Genomic DNA, 21,254 nt, shown 5'->3' with positions numbered 1-21,254 from the left:
ATGGTGAAAGTGCGAGAGAGCGAGCCGCTGGTCGATGGCAGCGTCGATCTGGATTTGTGGCTGAAACGACTGCAGCAGGATGTCGAGTTGCGAGCGCCCGAGCGAATACGCCAGGCCTGCGAACTGGCCCTCCGGGCCAGCGAGCGGGATGCCCACCAGGGCGTGGCCGAAGCGCTCCCTGACCAGACACTGCTCACCGGCCTGGAAATGGCCGACATCCTTAGCCAGCTCAAGCTGGACCAACCCACGCTGGAAGCGGCGATTCTCTATCGCAGCGTCCGTCGCGGTCTGTTGAGTCTCGAGAGTGTCGCCAAGCAGATGGGCGGCGAAGTTGCCAAGCTGATCGAAGGGGTGCTCAGCATGGCCGCGATCAGCCAGCTTCAGGCGCCCAAGCACGGACTGTCGCAGCACAACCAGCAGGACAACCTGCGCAAGATGCTGGTGACCATGGTCGACGACGTCCGCGTGGCGCTGATCAAGATCGCCGAACGGACCTGCATGCTGCGACAGGTCAAGGACGCGTCCCGTGAAAAGCGGCTGCGCGTGGCGCGCGAGGTATTTGATATCTACGCGCCGCTGGCCCACCGGCTGGGCATCGGCCAGATCAAGTGGGAGCTGGAGGATCTGGCCTTCCGCTACCTGCACGAGACCGAATACAAGTCGATCGCCAAGCAACTGGCGGAGAAGCGGCTGGATCGAGACCGTTATATCCAGGATGTCGTGCATACGCTGGAAACGCTGCTCGAACGCCAGGGGATACTGCGATATCACCTGGACGGTCGCGCGAAGCATATCTACTCGATCTGGCGCAAGATGCAGCGCAAGCGCATCGATTTCTCCCAGGTCTACGACGTGCGCGCGGTGCGCATTCTGGTGCCCGAAATCGCCGACTGCTACACCACCCTCGGTATCGTGCATTCGCGCTGGCATCATGTGCCCAACGAATTCGACGACTATATCGCCAACCCCAAGAAGAACGGCTACCAGTCGCTGCATACCGCGGTGATCGGCCCCGAGAACAAGGTGCTCGAGATCCAGGTACGTACCTTCGCCATGCACGAGGAGGCGGAGCTCGGCGTCTGCGCGCACTGGCGCTACAAGGGGATGGACACCAACGCCAAGAGCCGGAGTTACGAAGAGAAGATCGCTTGGCTGCGCCAGGTGCTCGAGTGGCAGGAGGAGGTTGGCGATGTCGGGGATTTCCGCGAAGGGCTGGCGAGCGATGTGGCGCCGGATCGGATCTACGTGTTCACCCCGGACGGCCACGTCATCGACATGCCGCAGGTCGCCACGCCGATCGACTTCGCCTACCGCGTGCATACCGAAATCGGCCACCGCTGCCGCGGGGCCAAGGTAGACGGCCGTATCGTCCCGTTAACCTACCTGCTCAAGACCGGCCAGCAGGTCGAGATCCTCACCGCGACCAAGAGTGCGCCGAGCCGTGACTGGATCAACCCCAACCTGGGCTATGTCCGCACCTCGCGCGCGCGCTCCAAGATCCAGGCCTGGTTCAAGCTGCAGGCGCGGGAGCAGAACCTCGACGAGGGCAAGGCGATCTTCGACCGCGAGTTCCGCCGGCTCGACATCGACGGCGTCGACCTCGAACGGCTGGCGGGGGCGGTCAACTACACCTCGGTGGATGACATGTACGCCGCGATCGGCGCCGGCGATCTTCGCATCGGCCAGGTGCTGCATCAGGCGCAGCAGCTGTTCGGCGAGAGCGACGATCAGGAGCAGCTCGACCGGCTGCTGACCAAGCCCAGGCGCCACCAGGGCAAGGAATCCAGCGACGGCATCACCGTACTTGGCGTCGGCAATCTCAAGACGGCCATGGCCAATTGCTGCCACCCGGTGCCGGGGGACCAGATCATCGGCTACATCACCCAGGGTCGCGGCGTCACCATTCACCGCCAGGACTGCGCCAACGTGCTGCAGCTGCGCAGCGAGGAGCCACGGCGGATCGTCGATGTCGAGTGGGGGCAGAAAGTACGTGCCCAGTACCCGGTGGATATCGAGATCGAAGCGTGGGATCGCTCCGGGCTGCTGCGCGATGTCACCCACGTACTCTCCAGTGATCGCGTCAACGTGACCTCGGTCAACACGGTGACGGACAAGCTGGACAATATCGCGCGGATGCGGATCACGCTGGAAATCGACGGGCTGGAAGCGCTGGAGCGCATCTTCTCGCGCATCCAGCAGTTGCCCAACGTGATCGACGTCAAACGGCTGCGCCAAGGCCATGCTCAGGGACAGGAGTCACGATGAAGGACGAAGGCACTGCACCATCGCCCGATGCTGGTCGCCAGGATTCTCGGCGACATACGCTCGATGACCTGCTGACTCTGATGGCCGTATTGAGAGACCCCCGGCACGGCTGCCCGTGGGATATCAAGCAGGAGTGGGACACCATCGTTCCGCATACGCTCGAGGAAGCCTACGAGGTCGCCGATGCCATCGAGCGGCGGGCGTTCGACGAACTGCCGGGCGAGCTGGGCGATCTGCTGTTCCAGGTCGTCTACTACAGCCAGTTCGGAAGCGAGGAAGGGCGCTTCGACTTCGGCGATGTCGTCCATACCTTGACGGCAAAAATGCTGCGCCGCCATCCGCACGTCTTCCCCGACGGCACGCTGGAGTCCCGGCGCGGCGACGACGAGATCGCCGAAGGTCGGGTAAAGGCGCGTTGGGAAGCGCTCAAGGCCGAGGAGCGTGAGGTTCGCCATACCTCGAATCGAGGCAGAGCCTCGGCGCTGGACGACGTTCCGACTGCCTTGCCGGCCCTGAGCCGGGCCGCCAAGCTGAGCAAGCGTGCGGCCGGCCAGGGCTTCGACTGGCCGGACGAGGGCGGCGTCATCGACAAGATCCGCGAGGAGCTCGCCGAGGTCGAAGCGGCGCTGGCCGAAGACGATCGGGCCCACGCCCAGGAAGAGGTCGGCGACCTGCTGTTCGCCGTGGTCAACCTGGCGCGCCGTCTGGGGTGTGACCCGGAGCAGCAGCTGCGCCGCACCAACGCCAAGTTCGAGCGCCGCTTTCGTCATGTCGAGCGGGCGCTGGCGGCAGATGGCTCGCGCATCGAGCATGCCTCGCTGGAGGAGATGGAGCGCCACTGGCAGGCGGCGAAGCAGGACGAAAACGCCTGAATCCTTCGTTGAGGTCGTAAATTTACGACTAATGTCGTTTTTCCTGCCGGTCGACTCCGTCCCGCAGATCGTTATGCTGAACCCTAAAGGGCTTTTGACGATAGGGCTTTTGACGATATCGGTCTGTTCGGGCAGGGGCGCCACATGGTGCCCCTGCTCCACCATCTTGGGAGGGATGCCATGAACTCGGAAGTGGAAACGTCGCTGCATGAGTCGTTGCGGGACAATGTCAGGCTGCTGGGCGATAGTCTCGGCCGCACCATCGCCAAGGATCTCGGCAGCGAGTTCGTGGACCGCATCGAACGTATCCGCGCCCTGGCCAAGAAAGGGCGGCAGAACGCCGAGGAAGCGGACCGGCGCGAGCTGATCGACTACCTTCGCGCGCTCCCCGAGCAGGAATTGCTGCCGGTCACCCGCGCGTTCAACCAGTTTCTCAACTTCTCCAATATCGCCGAGCAGCACTATCGGGCGCGCTTTCGGAGGGTCGAGGATTACAAGCCCGGCACCCAGCCCGATCTTGGCGAGCTGCTCCATCGGGTGGCGGCATCGGGGCATTCCTCGCGCCAGCTGGTCGATGCCATCGCCGACATGCGAGTCGACCTGGTGCTGACGGCGCATCCCACCGAAGTCATCCGCCGCACCCTGATCCAGAAATACGACGCCATCGATCACTGCCTGCAGACCATCGAGACCAGCGCCGACCATCCGGAAGTGCTGCAGCGAGCGCACGGCCGTCTGGAAGAACTGATCGCCCAGTCCTGGCACACCGACGAGATCCGCCACGAGCGCCCCACACCCGTCGACGAGGCGAAATGGGGGTTTGCGGTGATCGAGAATTCGCTGTGGGAAGCGGTGCCGACGTTCCATCGCGATCTGGACGCGCTGCTGATGGAGACCGCCGGCGAGCGCCTGCCGCTGGAAGCCTCTCCCATCCGCTTCGCCTCGTGGATGGGTGGCGATCGGGACGGCAACCCCAATGTCACGGCCGGCGTGACCGAAGAAGTGCTGCTGCTGGGCCGTTGGATGGCGGCGGATCTCTACCTGCGCGATCTCGAACAGCTCAAGGCCGAGCTGTCGATGTGGAAGGCCAATGATGCGCTGCGGGCCGAAGTCGGCGACGATCCCGAGCGCGATTCTCGCCAAGCAGCAGAGCCCTATCGCGCCCTGCTCAAGCGGCTGTCGACCCGGCTGGAGGCGACCCGGGCCTGGTCGCGAGCGCGACTCGACGGTGAACCGCCCAGCGATGCGCCGATCATCGAAACGCGCGAACAGCTCTTCGCTCCGTTGCTGACCTGCTATCGCTCGCTGTGCGACGTGGGGCTGGAAACCATCGCCAACGGGGTGCTGCTCGACACGCTGCGACGGGTGGCGGTCTTCGGCGTCAACCTGGCCAAGCTCGACGTGCGCCAGGATGGCGCCCGCCACGCGCAGGTGTTCGAGGAGCTGACCGACTACCTTGGCGTCGGCCACTATCACGACTGGGACGAACCGGCGCGGCAGGCGTTTCTGCTCGAGGAGCTGGCCTCTCCGCGACCGCTGATTCCTTCGCGCTGGGCGTGCTCGGCCGAGACCCGCGAAGTGCTCGATACCTTCGGCGTCATCGGCCGCGAGCATCGCCAGGCGCTGGGCACCTACGTCATTTCCATGGCGCAGCAACCCTCCGACGTGCTGGCGGTGGCGCTGCTGATGAAGGAGGCCGGCAACGGCGTGCGTCTGCCCATCGCGCCGCTGTTCGAGACGCTGGACGATCTGGATCGGGCCGGTGACGTGATCGAACGTCTGCTGGCGCTACCGGGCTATCGCGAGGCCGCCGGCGATCACCAAGAAGTGATGATCGGCTACTCGGATTCGGCCAAGGATGCCGGCCAGTTGGCGGCTGCCTGGGCTCAGTATCGGGCCCAGGAGCGGCTGGTCGAGGTGTGCCGCGAAGGCGGCGTGTCGTTGACCCTCTTCCACGGCCGCGGCGGCACCGTCGGTCGCGGCGGCGGTCCGGCCCATGCAGCGATCCTGTCGCAGCCGCCCGGCTCGGTGAACGGCAGCCTGCGGGTGACCGAGCAGGGCGAAATGATCCGCTTCAAGTTCGGCCAGCCCGATATCGCCCTGCGCTCGATGGAGATCTACGTCTGCGCAGTGCTGGAAGCGACGTTGCTGCCGCCGCCCGCGCCGCAGCCGGTCTGGCGCGAGGAGATGGATCGCCTGGCCGACATCGCCCACCGTGCCTACGTTGGCGTCGTGCGCGAGGATCCCGACTTCGTGCCTTACTTCCGGGCGGTGACGCCGGAGGGGGCGTTGGGCCGGCTGCCGCTAGGTTCGCGTCCCGCCAAGCGACGCCAGGAGGGCGGCATCGAAACGTTGCGTGCCATACCCTGGATCTTCGCCTGGACGCAGACCCGCCTGATGTTGCCGGCCTGGCTGGGGAGCGGCGAAGCATTCTCGCAGCGGCTGGAAGAAGATGGCGGGCTCGACAGATTGCGCGAGATGCGCGAGCAGTGGCCATTCTTCGGCACCTATCTGGACATGCTCGAGATGCTGCTGGCCAAGTCGGATCCGCTTATCGCCGCCTACTACGAAAAGCGCCTGGTCGACGATCCCGCCCTGACGCAACTGGGCGAGTCGCTGCGCCAGCGCCTGGGGGATCTGGAGGCCGTGCTGCTGCGGATACTCGATCAGCGCCAGTTACTCGAGAACACGCCGCTGATCCGTCAGGCCATCGAGGTGCGAAACCCCTACATCGACCCGCTGCATGGCCTCCAGGCCGAACTGCTGCAGCGCAACCGCGATGCGGACGGCGACATCACCCCGGAGCTCTCCCGGGCGCTGATGGTCACGATGGCAGGCATCGCCGCTGGCCTTCGCAACACCGGCTAGCCACCCGAGCCTCGCCAATCCTGCTATAAGGATAGTGACTGCGAGACGCGATCGAGGACGGACCGACGACTGGTCGGCCGTCCTCCGCCATCCGGCCGCGGTCACCGTCGGTTCGGTCACGGGGAGTGCGGCATGGAGTTCAAGGATTACTATGCGGTGCTGGGTGTCGAGCGGGATGCCACCCAGGATGAGATCAAGCGGGCCTATCGCAAGCTGGCGCGAAAGTATCATCCGGACGTCAGCAAGGAAGCCGACGCCGATGCCCGTTTCAAGGAGCTGGGCGAGGCTTACGAGGTGCTGAAGGATCCGGAAAAGCGTCTCGCCTATGATCAGGTGGGGCGAGGCCAGCGGGCCGGGCAGGATTTTCGGCCGCCACCGGACTGGGATACCGGATTCGAGTTCAGGGGCGGTGGTTACACGCAGGAAGGCTATTCTCGGGAAGACAGTGCGGCTTTCAGCGATTTCTTCGAGTCCCTGTTCGGCCAGCGCCGGGGCTTTGGCTCGACGGGCTTTGGTTCGACGGGCTTCGGCTCGGACGGCTTTACCCATGGTGAGTCCGACGGCGCTCGGTATCGTACCCGCGGCGCGAGTGTGCGCGGCGAGGATCATCACGCCAAGGTCGCGATTGCACTCGAGGATGCCTATCGCGGTGCAGCGCGGACGCTGACGCTCCAGAGCGGCGAAATCGACGAGCAGGGCAGGCTTCGGTCTCGTCATCGCACGTTGAAGGTGCGCATTCCCAAGGGCGTGAAGCAGGGCCAGCGGATCCGATTGAGCGGGCAGGGCGAGCCGGGTCTTGGCGGTGGGCCGGCGGGCGATCTCTACCTGGAGATCGAATTCGAGCCGCATCAGCGCTATCAGGTGGAAGGGCGCGACGTCACGGTGAAGCTCCCCGTCGCGCCCTGGGAGGCGGCATTGGGCGCCACGGTGACGGTCCCGATGCCCGAAGGTTCCGTGGAGATGAAGATTCCACCGGACTCCCAGAGCGGGCGGCGCCTGCGACTCAAGGGCCGCGGTATACCCGGTCAGCCGCCGGGGGATTGCTACGTGACCCTGGAGGTCGTCCTGCCTTCGGCGAAGCGTGACGACGTCAAGGCAGCCTATCGCCAGCTGGCGGCGGTGGCAGGTTTCAATCCCAGAGCGGACGCGGAGAACGGATCATGACCATCCACGACCTTACCGAGATGCCGGTCGACAATCTCGACGAAACCCCCGTTCTGACGCTGGGCGAATTGTGCCGAGCCTGCACGGTCCATGCTGAGTGGATCATCGAACTGGTCGATGAAGGCATCATCGAGCCCAGCGGGCGTCGGCGCGAGCAGTGGCGTTTCTATGGCGCTAGCCTGCACCGCGTGAAGGTCGTAAAGCGACTGCAACGGGATCTCGGCGTCAACCTGGCCGGGGCGGCACTGGCGCTCGAACTGATGGATGAGGTGGCAAGATTGCGTCAGAGAGTCGGCGAAAGCTAGGCTTTGTCTGAAAACTGCCTGCGCTCGGCCATACGGCGTTAAAAATCGGCTCAAAGTACTCATTTACACCGCGTAAACTCCGTCTTTTCAACGATTTTTGCCTTGTCTGACCTTCGCTCGACGACTTTTCAGACAAAACCTAGGGGGCTGTTTTTCGATATCGTTGCCGCGTCATGAATCCGCTTTGCAGCTGGATAGCCTGAATATCGACCGGGAAAACCGCCAGGTAGCTCCCGGTCATGCGTCATATTGGTAAGTTTACGACTAAAGTCGTGTCGCTGAAAAACCGCTCTCATTCATCAAAATGAGCGTGCTAGGCTTGTTTGAACTTCCCGCTTTTTCTGCGATTCCCTCATGCCAATCATGACAACGGAAACGCGGGCGTTATCGATCGATATCGACCCGCTGATTCTCGATGCCGCTCGTAGCTTAATCGATTCATCAAAACGCCGAATTCTCGGTCTGGTCGGCGCACCGGGTTCCGGCAAGAGCACGCTGTCGGAGGCGCTGCTCGCTGCGCTGGGGGATCAGGCGCAGGTTGTGCCGATGGATGGTTTCCATCTTTCCAATCGCCAACTGGACGCATTGGGGCGTGCCCAGAGGAAGGGCGCGCCGGATACCTTCGATGCGTTCGGTTACCGCGATCTGCTGCATCGTCTTCGCGCTAGTTACCGCAATCGCGAAACCGTGTATGCCCCCGGCTTCTATCGGGAAATCGAGGAGCCCATCGCCGCCAGTATCGCGGTCGCGCCGGGAACGCCTCTGATCATTACCGAAGGCAATTATCTGTTGCTCGAGGAGGAACCCTGGCCTCGAGTGCGGGCCATGCTGGACGAAGTGTGGTTTCTCGATGTCGATCGGGAACTGCGGGAAGAGCGCCTGGTGGCTCGGCATATGCAGTTCGGCCGTACCGAAAGGCAGGCACGAAAGTGGGTGCGAACGACCGATGCACCCAACGCCGAACGCATCGAGGCCGTGGCCGCCAGCGCGGATCGCCAGTTGTGGTGGAACGGCTCCAGCATACGATTCAAATCGGTTTGATCGCCCGTCGAGCGCGAGAAGACTCATGGTTTGCCGACTGTCGATGCCGTCGGCAGCGGTCAGCGCGGCGTCGTTCGATAGAGCGTCTCGATCGTGGCGACATCGAGCCCATGGCGGCGCCCCGCATCGATCAGCGGCCTCAGGATCGCATCACGCTCGGTGGGGCGACCGGCGAGCACGTCCTGCAGCATCGAAGACCGATTGGCGGCAGTAGTCTCGATCACGCCGTCGACGAGCGCCTGCCAGCCCGCGTCGGGTGGCAAGACGTCTTCGGCCTGCATGATTTGGGCGATCTCCGCTACCAGCGCGACGATCCAGGGCCGGAATCGGGGCCCGGCCAGTTCGCCGTTGCGAACACGATGGCTGGCGGTCAGCGGATTGATCACGGCGTTGATCGCGAGTTTCTGCCATAGCCGCTGGCGGATATCGCGACATGGCGCGGCCGTGATGCCGGCTCGGGTCAGGCGCTCGGCAACGTTGGCCGCCAGGGCGAGGTGACGGTCGGCGAGATCGCCGATCCAGGTCTTGCCGGCGGCGGCATGAACCACATCGGGTAAAAGGCCGGCCGGATCGGGTTCGTGACGATAGGCGGCTTCAGTGGTCGAGGCGCAAAGTACCGGTCCGGCCCAGCGTTCGGTGATGTCTGGCTGACTGCGAAAGCCGTTCTGCAACAGCAGCAACGGCGTGGCCGGCGCGAGACGGGGCGCCAGCGTTTCCAAAGCCGTCCGCGTATCGTGCGATTTGGTCGCCAGTACCACCAGCGCCGGCGCTTCGTTTCCGGATGGCCGGTTTGCCCAATCACTCACCTGCGCACGTCGCAGGGCTATCCGTAGATCCCGGCCTTCCAGCGTGCGCAACCGGATGGCGGGCGGTGCCGGGCGTCTGCCGAGCAGGATCACGGGATTCGTCGGCGCGAGGGCGGCGGCAAACAGCTGGCCGAGCGCACCGGCGCCGACAATAAGCCACGGGCCACCGTCGGGCGACGTCGCGGGCCGGGCAAGTTCGGGTCCGGCGTGTTCGGGGCGAATCGTCATGAGTCGGGCTTCCTGGCGCGGCGGGCGCGTGCCGGGTTGGCGGTGGCTTTCGACTGCCCGCTTTTCGATTGTCCGCCTTTCGATGGCGCGGCCTTCGATCGGGTTCCCGTCGATCGTCGTCGCGAGCGGCTGGCACCGGTCTTGCGTCCGCCGCGCTTTGCAGCCGGGGCTTCCGGCGCGCTGCCCTGCGCCGCGAGCTTGAGCGCCTGATTCAGCCGGCCGGCGTCCGCCTGGCCCAATAGCGCGCGCAGGTCGCTGATCAGCGCTTCCAGGAAGGGCGCCGGCGCATCCTGATTGTCGGCGATCGCCGAGAGCCGCTGCTCCCACAGCGCGGTACGTTCCGGCCGGGTGGCCGCTGACGGGAGCGAGTCGATCAGGGCATGGCCGATGCGCGTGGCCTTGATGGCTTTCCTGTCGCGGACCAGATAGCCCCGAGTGAGCAGCGTCTCGATGATGCCGGCCCGGGTCGCTTCGGTGCCGAGACCGTCGGATTCGCGCAGCGTACGCTTGACCGCGGGGTCCTCGACGTAGCGGGCGATGTTCATCATCGCCTTGATCAGGCTGGCGTCGGTGAACGGCTCCGGTGGCCGGGTTTCGCGATTCTCGCTGCTCGCATCGGTCGCCGTGGCCGGCTCGCCACGCGTCAGCGGTGGCAGGGCGGGAACATCGTCGCGCGTGGTGAACAGCGGCTTCCAGCCCGGTTCGAGGATCTCCCGCCCCTGGGCCTTGAAGCGCTCGTCGAGGAGTTCGAAGATCGCCTGGGTCTCGTAGGTCTCGAGCGCCGGATAGAACTGGGCGAGGACGTTGCGCGCGATCAACCGGAACAGGTTGGCCTCGTCGCGGTTCAGGCTGTCCATGTCCGCCGGCCGGCCCGTCGGCGCCAGCGCGTGGTGGGCGCCGACCCTGGCGTCGTCCCAGGCCTTGGAGCGCAGGCCGAAGTCTGCCTGCTCGACCCATCCCCGCAGTGGGTCGTCGAGGTGACAGGCGCTGGTCAGGGTCTTGGCCGCCTCCCGATGGTGCGCGGCGGGCAGGTAGCGGCAGTCCGAACGGGGATAGGTAATCAGCTGGTGGCGCTCGTAGAGCGACTGGCAGACATCGAGCACTCGCTGCGCGGAGAGGCCGTGGCGTCGTGCGGCATCGACCTGCAGCGCGGACAGCGAGTAGGGCAGCGGCGCGGCCTGGCGCTTGCGCTTCTGGTCGAGCTCGGCGAGATGGCCGCGGGCGCCGACGAGTCGTTGCGCCAGCGCCTCGGCCGGACGCGGATCGAGCAGGCGGCCCTGTTCATCAAAACATGAGCCATCAAAACACGAGCCATCCAGCGGATGGTGCTCGCCGGGCTGCCACCAGGCCCGCAGCGAGCCGTTGGCGACGCGAAGATCGACCCACAGAACGTAGAAGGGCTTGGGTTCGAATGCGGCGATATCGCGATCTCGCCGGACCACCAGCCCCAGCACCGGCGTCTGCACGCGACCCACCGACAGTAGCCCATCGAAGCCGGCCTGGCGCCCGATCAGGGTCCAGGCGCGGGTCAGGTTGATGCCGTACAGCCAGTCCGCGCGGGAGCGGGCCTCGGCGGCGGCGTGGAGCGGCTGGTAGCGGCGGTTGTCCTCGAGGCTGGCGAGCGCCTTGACTACGGCGGGCCGATTGAGATCCTGGACCAGCAGCCGCTGGGTTTCCCGGCGCCAGCCCAGATGATCCAGCACTTCCTGCACCAGCAACTGTCCCTCGCGATCCGGGTCGCCGGCGTGCACGACGCTGTCGGCGCTCTTGATCAGCTTGCGCAGCACGGACAGCTGCGATCTCGCCTGGCTTCTGGGCACCAGTTGCCATCGCTGGGGGATGATCGGCAGGTCATCGAGCCGCCACTGCTTGTATCTCGGGTCGTAGCGCTCGGGCGGCGCCTGTTCCAGCAGGTGGCCGAGACACCAGCTCACGACGGTATCGCCGGCCTCGAGATAGCCGTCGCGGCGCGTCGCCTTGACCGGCAGCGCGTCGGCGATGGCGCGGGCGAGACTCGGCTTTTCGGCGACGATCAAGCGCATGGCACTGGCTCCGGCAGGTGGCTGTGGTCGATCCGTTCGGCGATCATTTTTCGAGATGGCGACGAGCGCGAACCAGTGACCGATACCACTGGCGATGCGGCGTACCCACCGCAGGCGGCGCCATGCTGAGGTAACTGACGTTGGGCGTTTCGCCACGGTCGAGGTTGACGTTGGTCAGCATCTGCAGCGTGGCTTCCCGCGCGCCGTACTGGCGCTGCAGGAACGCCATCGCCTCCGGTTCCAGCGCGACGCGGTAGTGCTTGACCAGGGCCAGGGCCAGCGACTCCGCCGTGCGCGACAGGTCGGTCTCGATCTCGCGGACCATGGCGGACCCCATCGCGGCTTTCGCGGCGATCGACAGGTTGGGTTCGAGCTGGCCGAAATCCGCGGCATTGGTGCTGTTGATGGCACGCTGAACGGCCGGGCGCGAGAGGTGCACATGGGGCTCCAGCGCCAGAAATATCTCTACTGCGACCCGCTTGGCGCTTTCCACCCCTACGCTGAGCTGCGTATCCCGCTCGGCCTGGCGCAGCCGCTCGCGCAGCGTGCCGATATTGGCCTTCTCCAGGTGTTGGCCGAGACGCTTGCACACCACCGCCTTGGCTTCGTCGTTGAGGGCGATCTTGCTCTCGCGAATGCGCAGGCCGCGCCGTCCCGGCCCCAGACGCAGGCGGGTGGTGTCGTCCGAGAGATCGGCGCTCACCGCCTCCCAGCGCTGGGCCATGCGCAGGCGATGGGCGTGGCTGCGCCCGACTTCGTTGTAGGCGCTGGAGACGCTCTTGTAGAGCTTGATCGCGTTGGTCAGCACCTCTGCCTGGTGGCGTAGCGTCTGGCGATCATCGCTGCGCCCGGTATGGATGGCGTAGGCCAGCGTCTGGATCTGTTCGCTCAGTTCGTCGATGGCCGCGACGCTGTGGGCCAGCAGGGCATCGGCACGCTGGCCGGAGACGTTCTCGGCGAGCGGGGTCACCGAATGCTCGATCAGGTAAGTATTCAGCGCCTTGAGGCGGGAGAGCCCGGTCGCCTGGGCGATGCGGTGGCGGGCGCGGGCTTCCTCGAGACTGTCGAACGCCCGGGCCAGCTTCCAGCGTCCGCGATATTCGAACGACAGCACCGGAATCTCCCGGCCGCTGATCAGTTCGAACGCCAGGATCACCATCTCTTCGACGTCCTGCAGCGTCATCAGCAGGTCGTTGTCGTGCTCGATGGCGGCCATGACCCGTTCGATGAAGTGCTCGTCGCGCGGCACACCGTAGCGCGGGTCCGGGGCGTGCCCTTCGAAGCGCTCGCGCAGCAGGGTGATCGCCACCGGCGCGAGCTCGTACAGTTCGGTGAGGCGGGGTTCGATGTCGTCGCGGTAGATCTCGACCAGATCGCTGACACGCGCGTGCAGGCCCACCCGGCGGTAGACATCGATCTGGCCGATCACGCGCGCGCTCTCGTGATCGTCCAGCAGTTCGAGCGCTGCCAGTTCGACGCCTTCCGGCGACAGGTCCTGCTTGCGCAACAGCATGGCGGCCGCTTCACGGCGCCGGGCATCCCCCTCGAGACTTTCGACGATGAGATTGCGCGTCGCCAGCAGCAGCTCCGGCAGCGTCTTGATGACGCGCTCGATGCGACTCGAGGTTCGTTCCAGCCGTCTCCCGCCCGTCAGGTGATGCAGAAGGTTGGCGATGATCCCCGCCGCGCCGGTGATGACCGTGAACGAGATGAAGAAGATGTAGTTCTCGAGCGTCGGCGCCTTGCCGTAGCCCAGCAGGTAGCCGCCCCAGGCGCCCAGCAGGGTCACCGGCCCGGCGGTCCACAGGATCTGCAGCAGGCTGATGGTCCAGGGGACTTTCTCGACGGCCGCAGTGATGCGCCGAATCTCGTCACGGCCTTCCCGTTCCAGCCTTACCTGGGGTGCATCGCTGGCGGCCGACGGCGAAGGGCGACGAAACGGAATCGGCAAGAGCACGGGCGCTCCTCTCTGGTGACGACGGTGGGTGGGTACGGTGGTCGGCTAGTCACGATAGGGCAAGCGGCGGCTAAATTATCACCCCATGCCGGCACTCGCCAGCGCCGTTGCCCGGCGTGCTAGGATGAGGCCAGAAAACGGAGGAATGCCATGCTGACAGCTTGGGTCGAACAGCTGCTGGGTTTTGCCAGCGGTGCCCTCGAGGCGATTCGCGCCAATGAATATTACCCGACGATGATGGCATGGGCCCGAGCCGAGGGGGTCGAGCATTGCGGCGGCAGTCTCGATCTGGCCCAGGCGCTCGCTCCGCTCATCTGGAATCAGACCCCGCTGGTCCGGCGCGACTTCGATACCGAGCCGCTGGCGGAGCCGAAGCGGGACGAACCCTGCTGGTGCGACTCCGGACGGCTCTATCGCGACTGCTGTGCGCGAGTCGAGATGCCCAGCGTCATTCCCGGGCATCTGATGTGGATGCTGTCGCTGCGCGAGTGGCGTGGCGAGACGCTGAAGGCCGCGCTGGACAGCCGCAAGGCGCCGCCGCAGGCGCTGCTGGAAGCCGGCATCGTCTCGGCGGAGAGTGGCAACAACGGCCGCGCCCAGCAGATTCTGGAGTCGCTGTTTGCCGGCGATCGCGACTGGGAGGCGCTGGAAGAGCAGATCGAGCCGGCCTTCGAAATCCTGGTCGATCTCTATCAGGAGCGCGGCTTCCATCGCAAGCGAGCGGCATTGGTCGAGAGAGTGATGGCCGAGGGGCCGGGGTTCCTGCGGGGGGCCGCCCTCGAGCGGTTGTGCCTGATGCATCTGGACAGCGGCGATCTGGCCAGCGCGCGGGACGCCTTCCAGAGCGCCCAGCGAACCCTGCCGGATTCACCATCGCTGGCGTATATCGAGGCGATGGTACTGCTTCACGAAGGCAATGTCGGCAAGGCGCGTCAGCGCGCGGCCTTCTGGTGGCGACGGCTGTCGCGCCAGCACCACCTGGACCCGGATCAGCTCGAATTCATCGCCGAGCTGGCCGACGACCCTCAGGCGGCGCTGGCGGAGCAGGTCATCCACTCCGAGGAGGCGTTGGCCGGCCCGTTGACGGCGCTGCAGGCGCTGCTGCATACCCAGCAGCGTCCGCCCCGTCTCGAACTGACCCACTCCGAGGAAGGCGCGCTGCTGTACGAGCCCAGCTCTCGCGAGGCATCGCTCTACCGCGGCTGGGCCGATGCCTGCGAGGTCGAGATCGACGAAGATGCCGCGCTCGGGTTTCTGGGCGACCCGTGGGTAACGGCGCTGCAGTGGCTGCAGGCGCTGTGCGCCAACCCGGAATGGCTGGACGCGCCGCGCGTGATGCAGGCGCTGACCCTGGCGCTGGCCAGTCGCTTCGGCAGCCTGCCCTGGATGGTCGATACCTTCTTCACGCCGCTGGCGGAGCGCTACGGCTTCTGGCTCAACCAGCTCGAGGACGCCGGTGGCAGCTTTTCCTGGCATGATGCGGACAACGCGACGCTGCTGCGAACCGGCCTGGCGCTGGTCATCGGCATGGAGCGTGGCGCGGGGCAGGAGGCGCGGAAGCTGGCGCAGCGGCTGCTGGCGCTGGACGAGGAGGACAGCCTGGGCCTGCGCGAGCTGGTGATCGACCAGTTGCTGCGTGAGGGCAACGACGAACAGGCGCTGGCGGTCAGCGAACAGGGGCCGGAAGGAACCGAGATGCTGGGCGTGCAGATGGGCCGGGTACTGGCGCTCTATCGCCTGTCGCGTCGGGAGGACGCGCTCGCCGTGCTGCGGGAGGTCTATTCGGCCAACCCCTACATATTGCCGATCCTGTGCGAAGACCGCCCGCGGCCGGCACGGCTCGGCGACGATATGCCGGAGCCGGGCACGCGCGCGGAGGCGTGGCAGTATCGCCAGCTGATGCGCGACCAGTGGCTCGCCTCGGAGGGCGCCCTGGACTGGCTCGCCCGGCAGCGCCGGGCGCTCTCCTGAGGTTCGCCGAGAGGTTCGCCGACAACGGCCTCTTCATTTCTCATTCCTGTCCGGGCCCGTCAGCGTGTGCTGGCGGGCTCGCCGTCTTCCCGTCCGTCTTTCCGTTCTTGGGTTTTCGAGGCCGTCCCAGCCTCATTGGCCGCTTGGTCGCCGTCACTGTTGGTATCGAGCGTCGGCAGCCGGCGGCTCAGCCACCAAGCCAACGCCACGGCCGGCAGGCCGAGCAGGCAGACGATCCCGAAGAAGCTGGCATAGCCGACATCGCTCACGACCACGCCGGAGAAGCCGCCGATGAACTTGCCTGGCAGGGTCATCAGCGAGGAGAACAGCGCGTACTGGGTGGCGGTGTAGGTGCGGGAGGTCAGGCTCGACAGGAAGGCGATGAACACCGTGCTGGCGAGACCGTTGGCCAGGTTGTCGCCGGTGATGGCCACGATCAGCAGCGGCAGGCTGTTGCCGCCGGTGGCGAGCAGCGCAAACAGCAGGTTGGTCAGTGCCACGGCCAGCGCACCGACGATCAGCATCCGGCCCAGGCCATAACGGACCACCAGCAGCCCGCCGAGAACGCCGCCGCCGATGGTCATCAGCACGCCGAACACCTTGGTGACGCTGGCGATGTCGCTCTTGGTGAAGCCCAGGCTCAGATAGAGCGGATTGGCCATCGCCGCCATCGAGATGTCGCTGATGCGGTAGATGCCGATGAAGATCAGCAGCCACAGCGCGAGACGGCCATAGCGGTGGAAGAAGTCACTGATCGGGCAGACGACCGCCGCGATCAGCCATACGCCGGTCTGACGCTGCCAGCCGGGGCGGTTCGCGCTGCGGCGGAGAAAGCGCTTCACCCGGGGATGGAACAGCACCACGGCGAGGCTCTGCGGGCGCGGCGGTTCGGGGCGTACCAGCACGGTGAACATGCCGATGCCGACCAGCGCGGCCATGCTCAGATAGGCGACCGCCCAGGACGCGGCGTCGGCGATGTAGAGCGCACCGGCCCCCGCCATCACGATACCGATGCGATAGCCGATGATGTAGGTCGAGGCCATGGCGGCCTGGATTGCCGCTTCGCCGGATTCGATACGGTAGGCGTCGATGACGATGTCCTGGGTCGCCGCGCCGAAGGCGGTGAGCAGGGCGAAGGCCGCCACCAGCGGAAGGTGGCCGGCGGGGTCGAGCCCGGACAGTCCCAGCAGGCCGGCGGCGATTAGCGTCTGCCCCAGCAGCATCCAGCTGCGGCGCTGGCCCAGCCAGCGCCCGACCAGCGGCAGCCTCACCCGGTCGACGATCGGCGCCCAGAACAGCTTGATCGAATAGAGCAGCCCCACCCAACTGAAAAAGCCGATGGCGGCGACTTCGACACCGCTATCCTCGAGCCAGGCGGTGAGCGTCGAGAACACCAGCAGATAGGGTAGCCCGGCGGAAAACCCCAGGAATAGCAGGGTCACCACCGGCGCCCGCAGGTAGACGCGCAAGGATGTCAGCCAGTCACGTGGCTTGCGTTGCATGCAACCTCCAAAGGAAACGCTGCCTAAATGTCTGCGCAGGCGAATCGCTGCGTTGCGCGGTGCTCGCAATCCTCACCTATACCTCATAGGCTCCGGTTGCTGCGCTCCGTGCGCCTTGCGCTTCATTCCTGCTCGCCGATTTATTTAGTGTTTCCAGTAAACTGGATCGGCACGCCGCGGGCGGACGTGTCGGATCGAAAATGGTACGCTAGATGGCCTGTCGCGTCTGGCCCGAATGCCACGCTGGCGATCTCGCGATAACGCGTGATTCTGCCTCGTCGAAACGGGCGATGACAGGGATTGTCTTTTTAAAAGGTCATGATTAATGGTCATGACCAGAGGTCGTGATCAGTGGCGGCGATCAGGGAAGGTATACCGATGACCAGTGAGTCGACGCAGGACGGCGAGTCGTTGCCACGCTGGTATGTGATCCAGTGCAAGGGCGGCGAGTCGTTTCGTGCCAGTGAACATCTCGACAACCAGGGCTACGAAGTGTTCCACCCGGTGCTCGAGGTGCAGAAGCGCCGGCGTGGCAAGCTGACCTGGGTTGCCGAGCCGCTGTTTCCGCATTACCTGTTCATCCGTCTCGATCGCGTTGCCAGCAACTGGCGGCCGATTCGCTCCACGCGGGGCGTTCTGCGGCTGGTCGGTTTCGGCCAGGAGCCGGTGTTCGTGCAGGATGCGCTAATCGATACCCTGCGCGATCGCGTCAGCGCCGATGCCAGCCGCGACCGCGCCAATGTCTACTATCGCCAGGGCGATATCGTCGAGATCACCGACGGGCCGTTTCGCGCCCTGCAGGCCGTGTTCGAGGCGCAGAAGGGTGAAGAGCGCGCCATCGTGCTGCTCAACCTGCTGCAGCAGACCCAGCGCCTCGAAGTGCCTGTCGATGCCCTGCGCAAGCACTCCTCCTAGCTGTTCGGATTCATCGACCTTCCGGCAAGCTGGCATCGTCCCTCATCCACCAAGAATTCCCATCGTCATCCTGGAGTCATCATGAGCCAGTTCGCCATCGCACCGTCTCTCGTTGCGTCCCTGCACTATGTTCTCGCGGACGAGCAAGGCCGCACCCTCGACGATTCCCGGGCACGCCAGCAGCCGCTGGAATATCTGCACGGGCACGACAATCTGTTCCCGGCGCTGGAAGCGGCACTGGTCGCGCGCCGGGCGGGCGAGCAGCTGCGCGTCACCCTGGCGCCGGTGGATACCTACGGCGAGCGCGACGAAGCGCTGGTCAGCGCCAGCCCGCGATCGGCTTTCCCGAAAGACCAGGTATTGCAGGCCGGTCAGCGCTTCCAGGCGCAGGGGCCGGACGGCCCGCGAACGGTGACGGTCGTCGAGGTCGACGAGGCGCAGGTCGCCGTGGACGCCAATCATCCGCTGGCCGGCGAGACGCTGACCTACGAGATCGAGATTCTCGAGGTACGCGAGGCGACGCGGGCCGAACTGGCCAAGGGGCATCCGCTACCGCCGGGAACCTCACATACCGAAGTCGAGGACCGCAAACGCTAGTATGTCGTGGCTAGTATGTCGTGAAGGGGCTTGCCGCCGACGCGCAGCAGATTGTGAACGGGTTCTCAGCGATCCACCCACCAGCGCGTGAACCAGGCCTGCATGACCCGTTCGGGATAGACCGTGCGGCCCAGGCTGCCGTTGTAGCGAGCCAGAGCCTGGGTCCAGTCGCCATGTTCGCGTGCCAGATAGTGAGCGAGGATGGTACAGCCGTAGCGCAGATTGGTATCGATATCGTGCAGATCGTCCTGCGGACGGCCGATCTCGGCTTTCCAGAACGGCATGACCTGCATCAGCCCCAGCGCGCCGGCCGACGAGACCGCGCTCGGTCGAAAGCGGCTCTCCACATCGATCAGCGCCAGGACCAGTTCGGGCGGCAGCTGGGCACGCCGCGCTTCGGCATGAATGCGCTCCAGCAGAGCCAGGCGGTCATGGCGTGACGGATAGGCTTCGGGCTGGCGTCGGGCCAGGCGGGATTGCATGTCCAGCAGCCACACCTGGGCATCGAAAGCATCCTCGAAGCCGTCCGGCGCCGCCATGACCCGCGACAGCGATCTCAGCAGCGCGGGGGATGGCGGCTCGCTCGGGCTGCCGGCGGGCGGCGCATTCGTCTGGGCCAGCGTCACGCCAGCCGAGAACAGGCTGGCGACGACGAGCCAGCTCGCCGTCGTCAGTGTCGCGGTGAGTCGCGCCGGCACGATCCCGCCCGATCAGGCGAACCGGGCGTCCAGGAATGCGCGAAGTTCGTCCAGCGCGACCATGGTGACTTCGCTGTCGCGGCGGCCTTTGTACTCCAGCTCGCCCTTGTCGAGACCGCGGTCGCCGATCACCAGACGATGGGGAATGCCCATCAGCTCCTGGTCGGCGAACTTGACGCCGGGGCGCAGGTCGCGGTCATCCAGCAGCACGTCGATGCCGGCGTCCGTCAGCTCCTGATAGAGCTTGTCGGCGGTCTCGCGAACCCGGTCCGACTTGTGGGCGTTCATCGGCACGATCGCCAACTGGAACGGAGCAATGGCGTCGGGCCAGATGATGCCGCCGGCGTCGTGGTTCTGCTCGATGGCTGCGGCCACCACGCGGGTGATGCCGATACCGTAACAACCCATCCAGACCGTCGTCGGCTGGCCGTTATCATCGAGTACCGTGGCGTTCATCGCCTTGGAGTACTTCTGTCCGAGCTGGAAGACGTGGCCGACCTCGATCCCGCGGGTGATCGACAGCGTGCCCTGGCCGTCCGGCGACGGGTCGCCCTCGACCACGTTGCGCAGATCGGCGACCTGCGGCAGCGGCAGGTCGCGCTCCCAGTTGATGCCGAACAGGTGGTGATCGTCGACGTTGGCGCCGGCGCCGAAGTCGCTCATCAGCGCAACGCTGTGATCGATGATCAGCGGCAGCGGCAGATCCACCGGACCCAGCGAGCCGGGGCCGGCGCCGATAGCGGCACGAATTTCCTCTTCGCTGGCCATGGTCAGCGGCGCTGCGACGGCGTCGAGGTTCTCGGCCTTGATCTCGTTGAGCTGGTGATCGCCGCGTACCATCAGCGCGATCAGCCCGCCGTCGGCGGCATGAACGATCAGCGTCTTGACGGTCTTCTCGATCGGCAGATCGAAGCCTTCGACCAGCGCGGCGATGGTGCGCACGCCCGGCGTGGGCACCTGGCGCATGGTTTCCTGCGGTGCGGCACGCTCGGCGCCCTTGGGCGGTAGCGCCTCGGCCTTTTCGATGTTGGCGGCGTAGTCGGAGCCGGTGGAGAAGACCACGGCATCTTCGCCGGAGTCGGCCAGCACGTGGAATTCATGCGAGCCGGTGCCGCCGATGGAGCCGTTGTCGGCGAGTACCGGGCGGAAATCGAGACCCAGTCGGGTGAAGATCCGCACGTAGGCGTCGTACATGCGCTGATAGGACGCCTTGAGGCCGGCCTCGTCGCTGTCGAACGAGTAGGCGTCCTTCATGATGAACTCGCGCGAGCGCATCACGCCGAAGCGGGGGCGGATCTCGTCGCGGAACTTGGTCTGGATCTGATAGAAGTTGGTCGGCAGTTGCTTGTAGCTGCTGATCTCGCGCCGTACCAGGTCGGTGATGACCTCTTCATGGGTAGGGCCGACGCAGTAGTCGCGCTGATGACGATCCTTGAGCCGCAGCAATTCCGGACCGTACTCGTCCCAGCGGCCGGATTCCTGCCACAGCTCGGCGGGCTGTACCGCCGGCATCAGGACTTCCTGCGCGCCGGCGCGATTCATCTCCTCGCGGACGATACGCTCGACCTTGCGCAGCGTTCTCACGCCCACCGGCAGCCAGGTGTAGAGCCCCGATGTCAGACGGCGGATCATGCCGGCACGCAGCATCAGCTGGTGACTGACGATCTCCGCGTCCGCCGGTGTTTCCTTGAGGGTCGAGATCTGTAATTGGCTGGCACGCATTGAGTGTTCTTTCCTGTATTCATCAGCGTAAGCGGAACGCGGCATATCCTCGATATGGCGTGATCTGCGGTCGTTCGTAGGGTCGTCAGTATAGAGATGCGAGCAGCGGACGGGGAAGGGCGAGCGGCAAAAACCTCCCGCAAACGAGGTGGTGCAAGGGCCGAGGATGGCAGTTCGCGCCGGGCGTCGCGATTGCTCTACCCACTTTGCCGATCTTTCCTATAGTGAGAGTCAGGGTCGCATCCGGCATCGCCGGGAAGGCGAGCGGAACAGGACACCATCGGAAATCCGTCGTTGGCGG

Annotated in this window: 15 protein-coding genes; 9 read left to right on the top strand and 6 right to left on the bottom strand. The window is 65.5% G+C overall.

Features of this window, described 5'->3' with window-relative positions; genetic code table 11:
* The 6 genes from relA (at position 1) to R3F72_RS07500 (ending at position 8,515) form a co-directional block, all read left to right on the top strand.
* Positions 1-2,265, top strand: a complete 2,265-nt coding sequence (relA, locus tag R3F72_RS07525) for a GTP diphosphokinase (RefSeq protein ID WP_087719484.1) — start codon at positions 1-3, stop codon at positions 2,263-2,265.
* On the top strand, positions 2,262-3,137 hold the full coding sequence (mazG, locus tag R3F72_RS07520) for a nucleoside triphosphate pyrophosphohydrolase (RefSeq protein WP_332779327.1): 876 nt from the start codon (positions 2,262-2,264) through the stop codon (positions 3,135-3,137). The genes relA and mazG overlap by 4 nt, the downstream gene beginning before the upstream one ends.
* 192 nt (positions 3,138-3,329) lie before the next feature.
* Positions 3,330-6,005, top strand: a complete 2,676-nt coding sequence (gene ppc / locus R3F72_RS07515) for a phosphoenolpyruvate carboxylase (protein ID WP_332779337.1) — start codon at positions 3,330-3,332, stop codon at positions 6,003-6,005.
* Positions 6,006-6,137: 132 nt separating this feature from the next.
* Complete coding sequence (locus tag R3F72_RS07510) at positions 6,138-7,169, top strand: DnaJ C-terminal domain-containing protein (RefSeq protein ID WP_087719482.1); 1,032 nt, start codon at positions 6,138-6,140, stop codon at positions 7,167-7,169.
* On the top strand, positions 7,166-7,474 hold the full coding sequence (locus R3F72_RS07505) for a chaperone modulator CbpM (protein WP_179208900.1): 309 nt from the start codon (positions 7,166-7,168) through the stop codon (positions 7,472-7,474). Before R3F72_RS07510 ends, R3F72_RS07505 begins: the two co-directional genes overlap by 4 nt.
* Before the next feature lie 354 nt (positions 7,475-7,828).
* Complete coding sequence (locus tag R3F72_RS07500; RefSeq protein WP_332779326.1) at positions 7,829-8,515, top strand: nucleoside/nucleotide kinase family protein; 687 nt, start codon at positions 7,829-7,831, stop codon at positions 8,513-8,515.
* Positions 8,516-8,574: 59 nt separating this feature from the next.
* Here R3F72_RS07500 and R3F72_RS07495 read toward each other — a convergent pair whose 3' ends face one another.
* From R3F72_RS07495 to R3F72_RS07485, 3 genes are read right to left on the bottom strand one after another with little or no spacing between them, the layout of a single operon-like run.
* Positions 8,575-9,549, bottom strand: coding sequence for a ketopantoate reductase family protein (locus R3F72_RS07495; protein WP_332779325.1), 975 nt, complete (start codon positions 9,547-9,549; stop codon positions 8,575-8,577).
* Positions 9,546-11,591: a DNA topoisomerase III gene (locus tag R3F72_RS07490; protein ID WP_332779324.1), complete on the bottom strand. Its 2,046-nt coding sequence runs from the start codon at positions 11,589-11,591 to the stop codon at positions 9,546-9,548. Before R3F72_RS07490 ends, R3F72_RS07495 begins: the two co-directional genes overlap by 4 nt.
* Positions 11,592-11,634: 43 nt before the next feature.
* On the bottom strand, positions 11,635-13,548 hold the full coding sequence (locus tag R3F72_RS07485) for a hypothetical protein (protein ID WP_332779323.1): 1,914 nt from the start codon (positions 13,546-13,548) through the stop codon (positions 11,635-11,637).
* Positions 13,549-13,698: 150 nt separating this feature from the next.
* On the opposite strand from R3F72_RS07485, the gene R3F72_RS07480 reads away from it, so the two are divergent.
* Positions 13,699-15,519 (top strand): SEC-C domain-containing protein, encoded by a 1,821-nt coding sequence (locus tag R3F72_RS07480; RefSeq protein WP_332779322.1) that lies wholly within the window; start codon positions 13,699-13,701, stop codon positions 15,517-15,519.
* Positions 15,520-15,578: 59 nt separating this feature from the next.
* Here R3F72_RS07480 and R3F72_RS07475 read toward each other — a convergent pair whose 3' ends face one another.
* Positions 15,579-17,021 carry an AmpG family muropeptide MFS transporter gene (locus tag R3F72_RS07475; RefSeq protein ID WP_332779321.1) on the bottom strand — a complete coding sequence of 481 codons (1,443 nt, stop codon included), beginning with the start codon at positions 17,019-17,021 and terminating at the stop codon, positions 15,579-15,581.
* A 378-nt stretch (positions 17,022-17,399) separates the two neighbouring features.
* Between R3F72_RS07475 and rfaH the strand changes: the two genes are divergently transcribed.
* Positions 17,400-17,936: a transcription/translation regulatory transformer protein RfaH gene (rfaH, locus tag R3F72_RS07470; protein WP_087719477.1), complete on the top strand. Its 537-nt coding sequence runs from the start codon at positions 17,400-17,402 to the stop codon at positions 17,934-17,936.
* A gap of 81 nt (positions 17,937-18,017) precedes the next feature.
* Complete coding sequence (locus R3F72_RS07465; protein WP_303856934.1) at positions 18,018-18,533, top strand: FKBP-type peptidyl-prolyl cis-trans isomerase; 516 nt, start codon at positions 18,018-18,020, stop codon at positions 18,531-18,533.
* Between the two features lie 65 nt (positions 18,534-18,598).
* Here the strand turns inward: R3F72_RS07465 and R3F72_RS07460 are convergent, their stop codons facing one another.
* The gene (locus R3F72_RS07460) at positions 18,599-19,231 is read right to left on the bottom strand and encodes a lytic transglycosylase domain-containing protein (RefSeq protein ID WP_256961258.1); all 633 of its coding nucleotides are present in this window, start codon (positions 19,229-19,231) and stop codon (positions 18,599-18,601) included.
* Positions 19,232-19,243: 12 nt separating this feature from the next.
* Complete coding sequence (locus tag R3F72_RS07455; RefSeq protein ID WP_332779320.1) at positions 19,244-20,953, bottom strand: proline--tRNA ligase; 1,710 nt, start codon at positions 20,951-20,953, stop codon at positions 19,244-19,246.
* Between the last annotated feature and the right edge of the window lie 301 nt (positions 20,954-21,254).

The sequence above is a fragment of the Salinicola sp. 4072 genome, assembly GCF_036663415.1.
Classification (GTDB): domain Bacteria; phylum Pseudomonadota; class Gammaproteobacteria; order Pseudomonadales; family Halomonadaceae; genus Salinicola; species Salinicola salarius_A.
Note: the sequence above shows the minus strand (reverse complement) of the source record. Positions and strands in the feature narration are given on the sequence as shown.

Bases quoted from the DNA above. Each gene is read 5' to 3' on its own strand.
- relA (WP_087719484.1), top strand. From the start codon at position 1: ATGGTGAAAGTGCGAGAGAGCGAGCCGCTGGTCGATGGCAGCGTCGAT.
- mazG (WP_332779327.1), top strand. From the start codon at position 2,262: ATGAAGGACGAAGGCACTGCACCATCGCCCGATGCTGGTCGCCAGGAT.
- R3F72_RS07510 (WP_087719482.1), top strand. From the start codon at position 6,138: ATGGAGTTCAAGGATTACTATGCGGTGCTGGGTGTCGAGCGGGATGCC.
- R3F72_RS07505 (WP_179208900.1), top strand. From the start codon at position 7,166: ATGACCATCCACGACCTTACCGAGATGCCGGTCGACAATCTCGACGAA.
- R3F72_RS07500 (WP_332779326.1), top strand. From the start codon at position 7,829: ATGCCAATCATGACAACGGAAACGCGGGCGTTATCGATCGATATCGAC.
- R3F72_RS07495 (WP_332779325.1), bottom strand. From the start codon at position 9,549: ATGACGATTCGCCCCGAACACGCCGGACCCGAACTTGCCCGGCCCGCG.
- R3F72_RS07490 (WP_332779324.1), bottom strand. From the start codon at position 11,591: ATGCGCTTGATCGTCGCCGAAAAGCCGAGTCTCGCCCGCGCCATCGCC.
- R3F72_RS07480 (WP_332779322.1), top strand. From the start codon at position 13,699: ATGCTGACAGCTTGGGTCGAACAGCTGCTGGGTTTTGCCAGCGGTGCC.
- R3F72_RS07475 (WP_332779321.1), bottom strand. From the start codon at position 17,021: ATGCAACGCAAGCCACGTGACTGGCTGACATCCTTGCGCGTCTACCTG.
- rfaH (WP_087719477.1), top strand. From the start codon at position 17,400: ATGACCAGTGAGTCGACGCAGGACGGCGAGTCGTTGCCACGCTGGTAT.
- R3F72_RS07465 (WP_303856934.1), top strand. From the start codon at position 18,018: ATGAGCCAGTTCGCCATCGCACCGTCTCTCGTTGCGTCCCTGCACTAT.
- R3F72_RS07455 (WP_332779320.1), bottom strand. From the start codon at position 20,953: ATGCGTGCCAGCCAATTACAGATCTCGACCCTCAAGGAAACACCGGCG.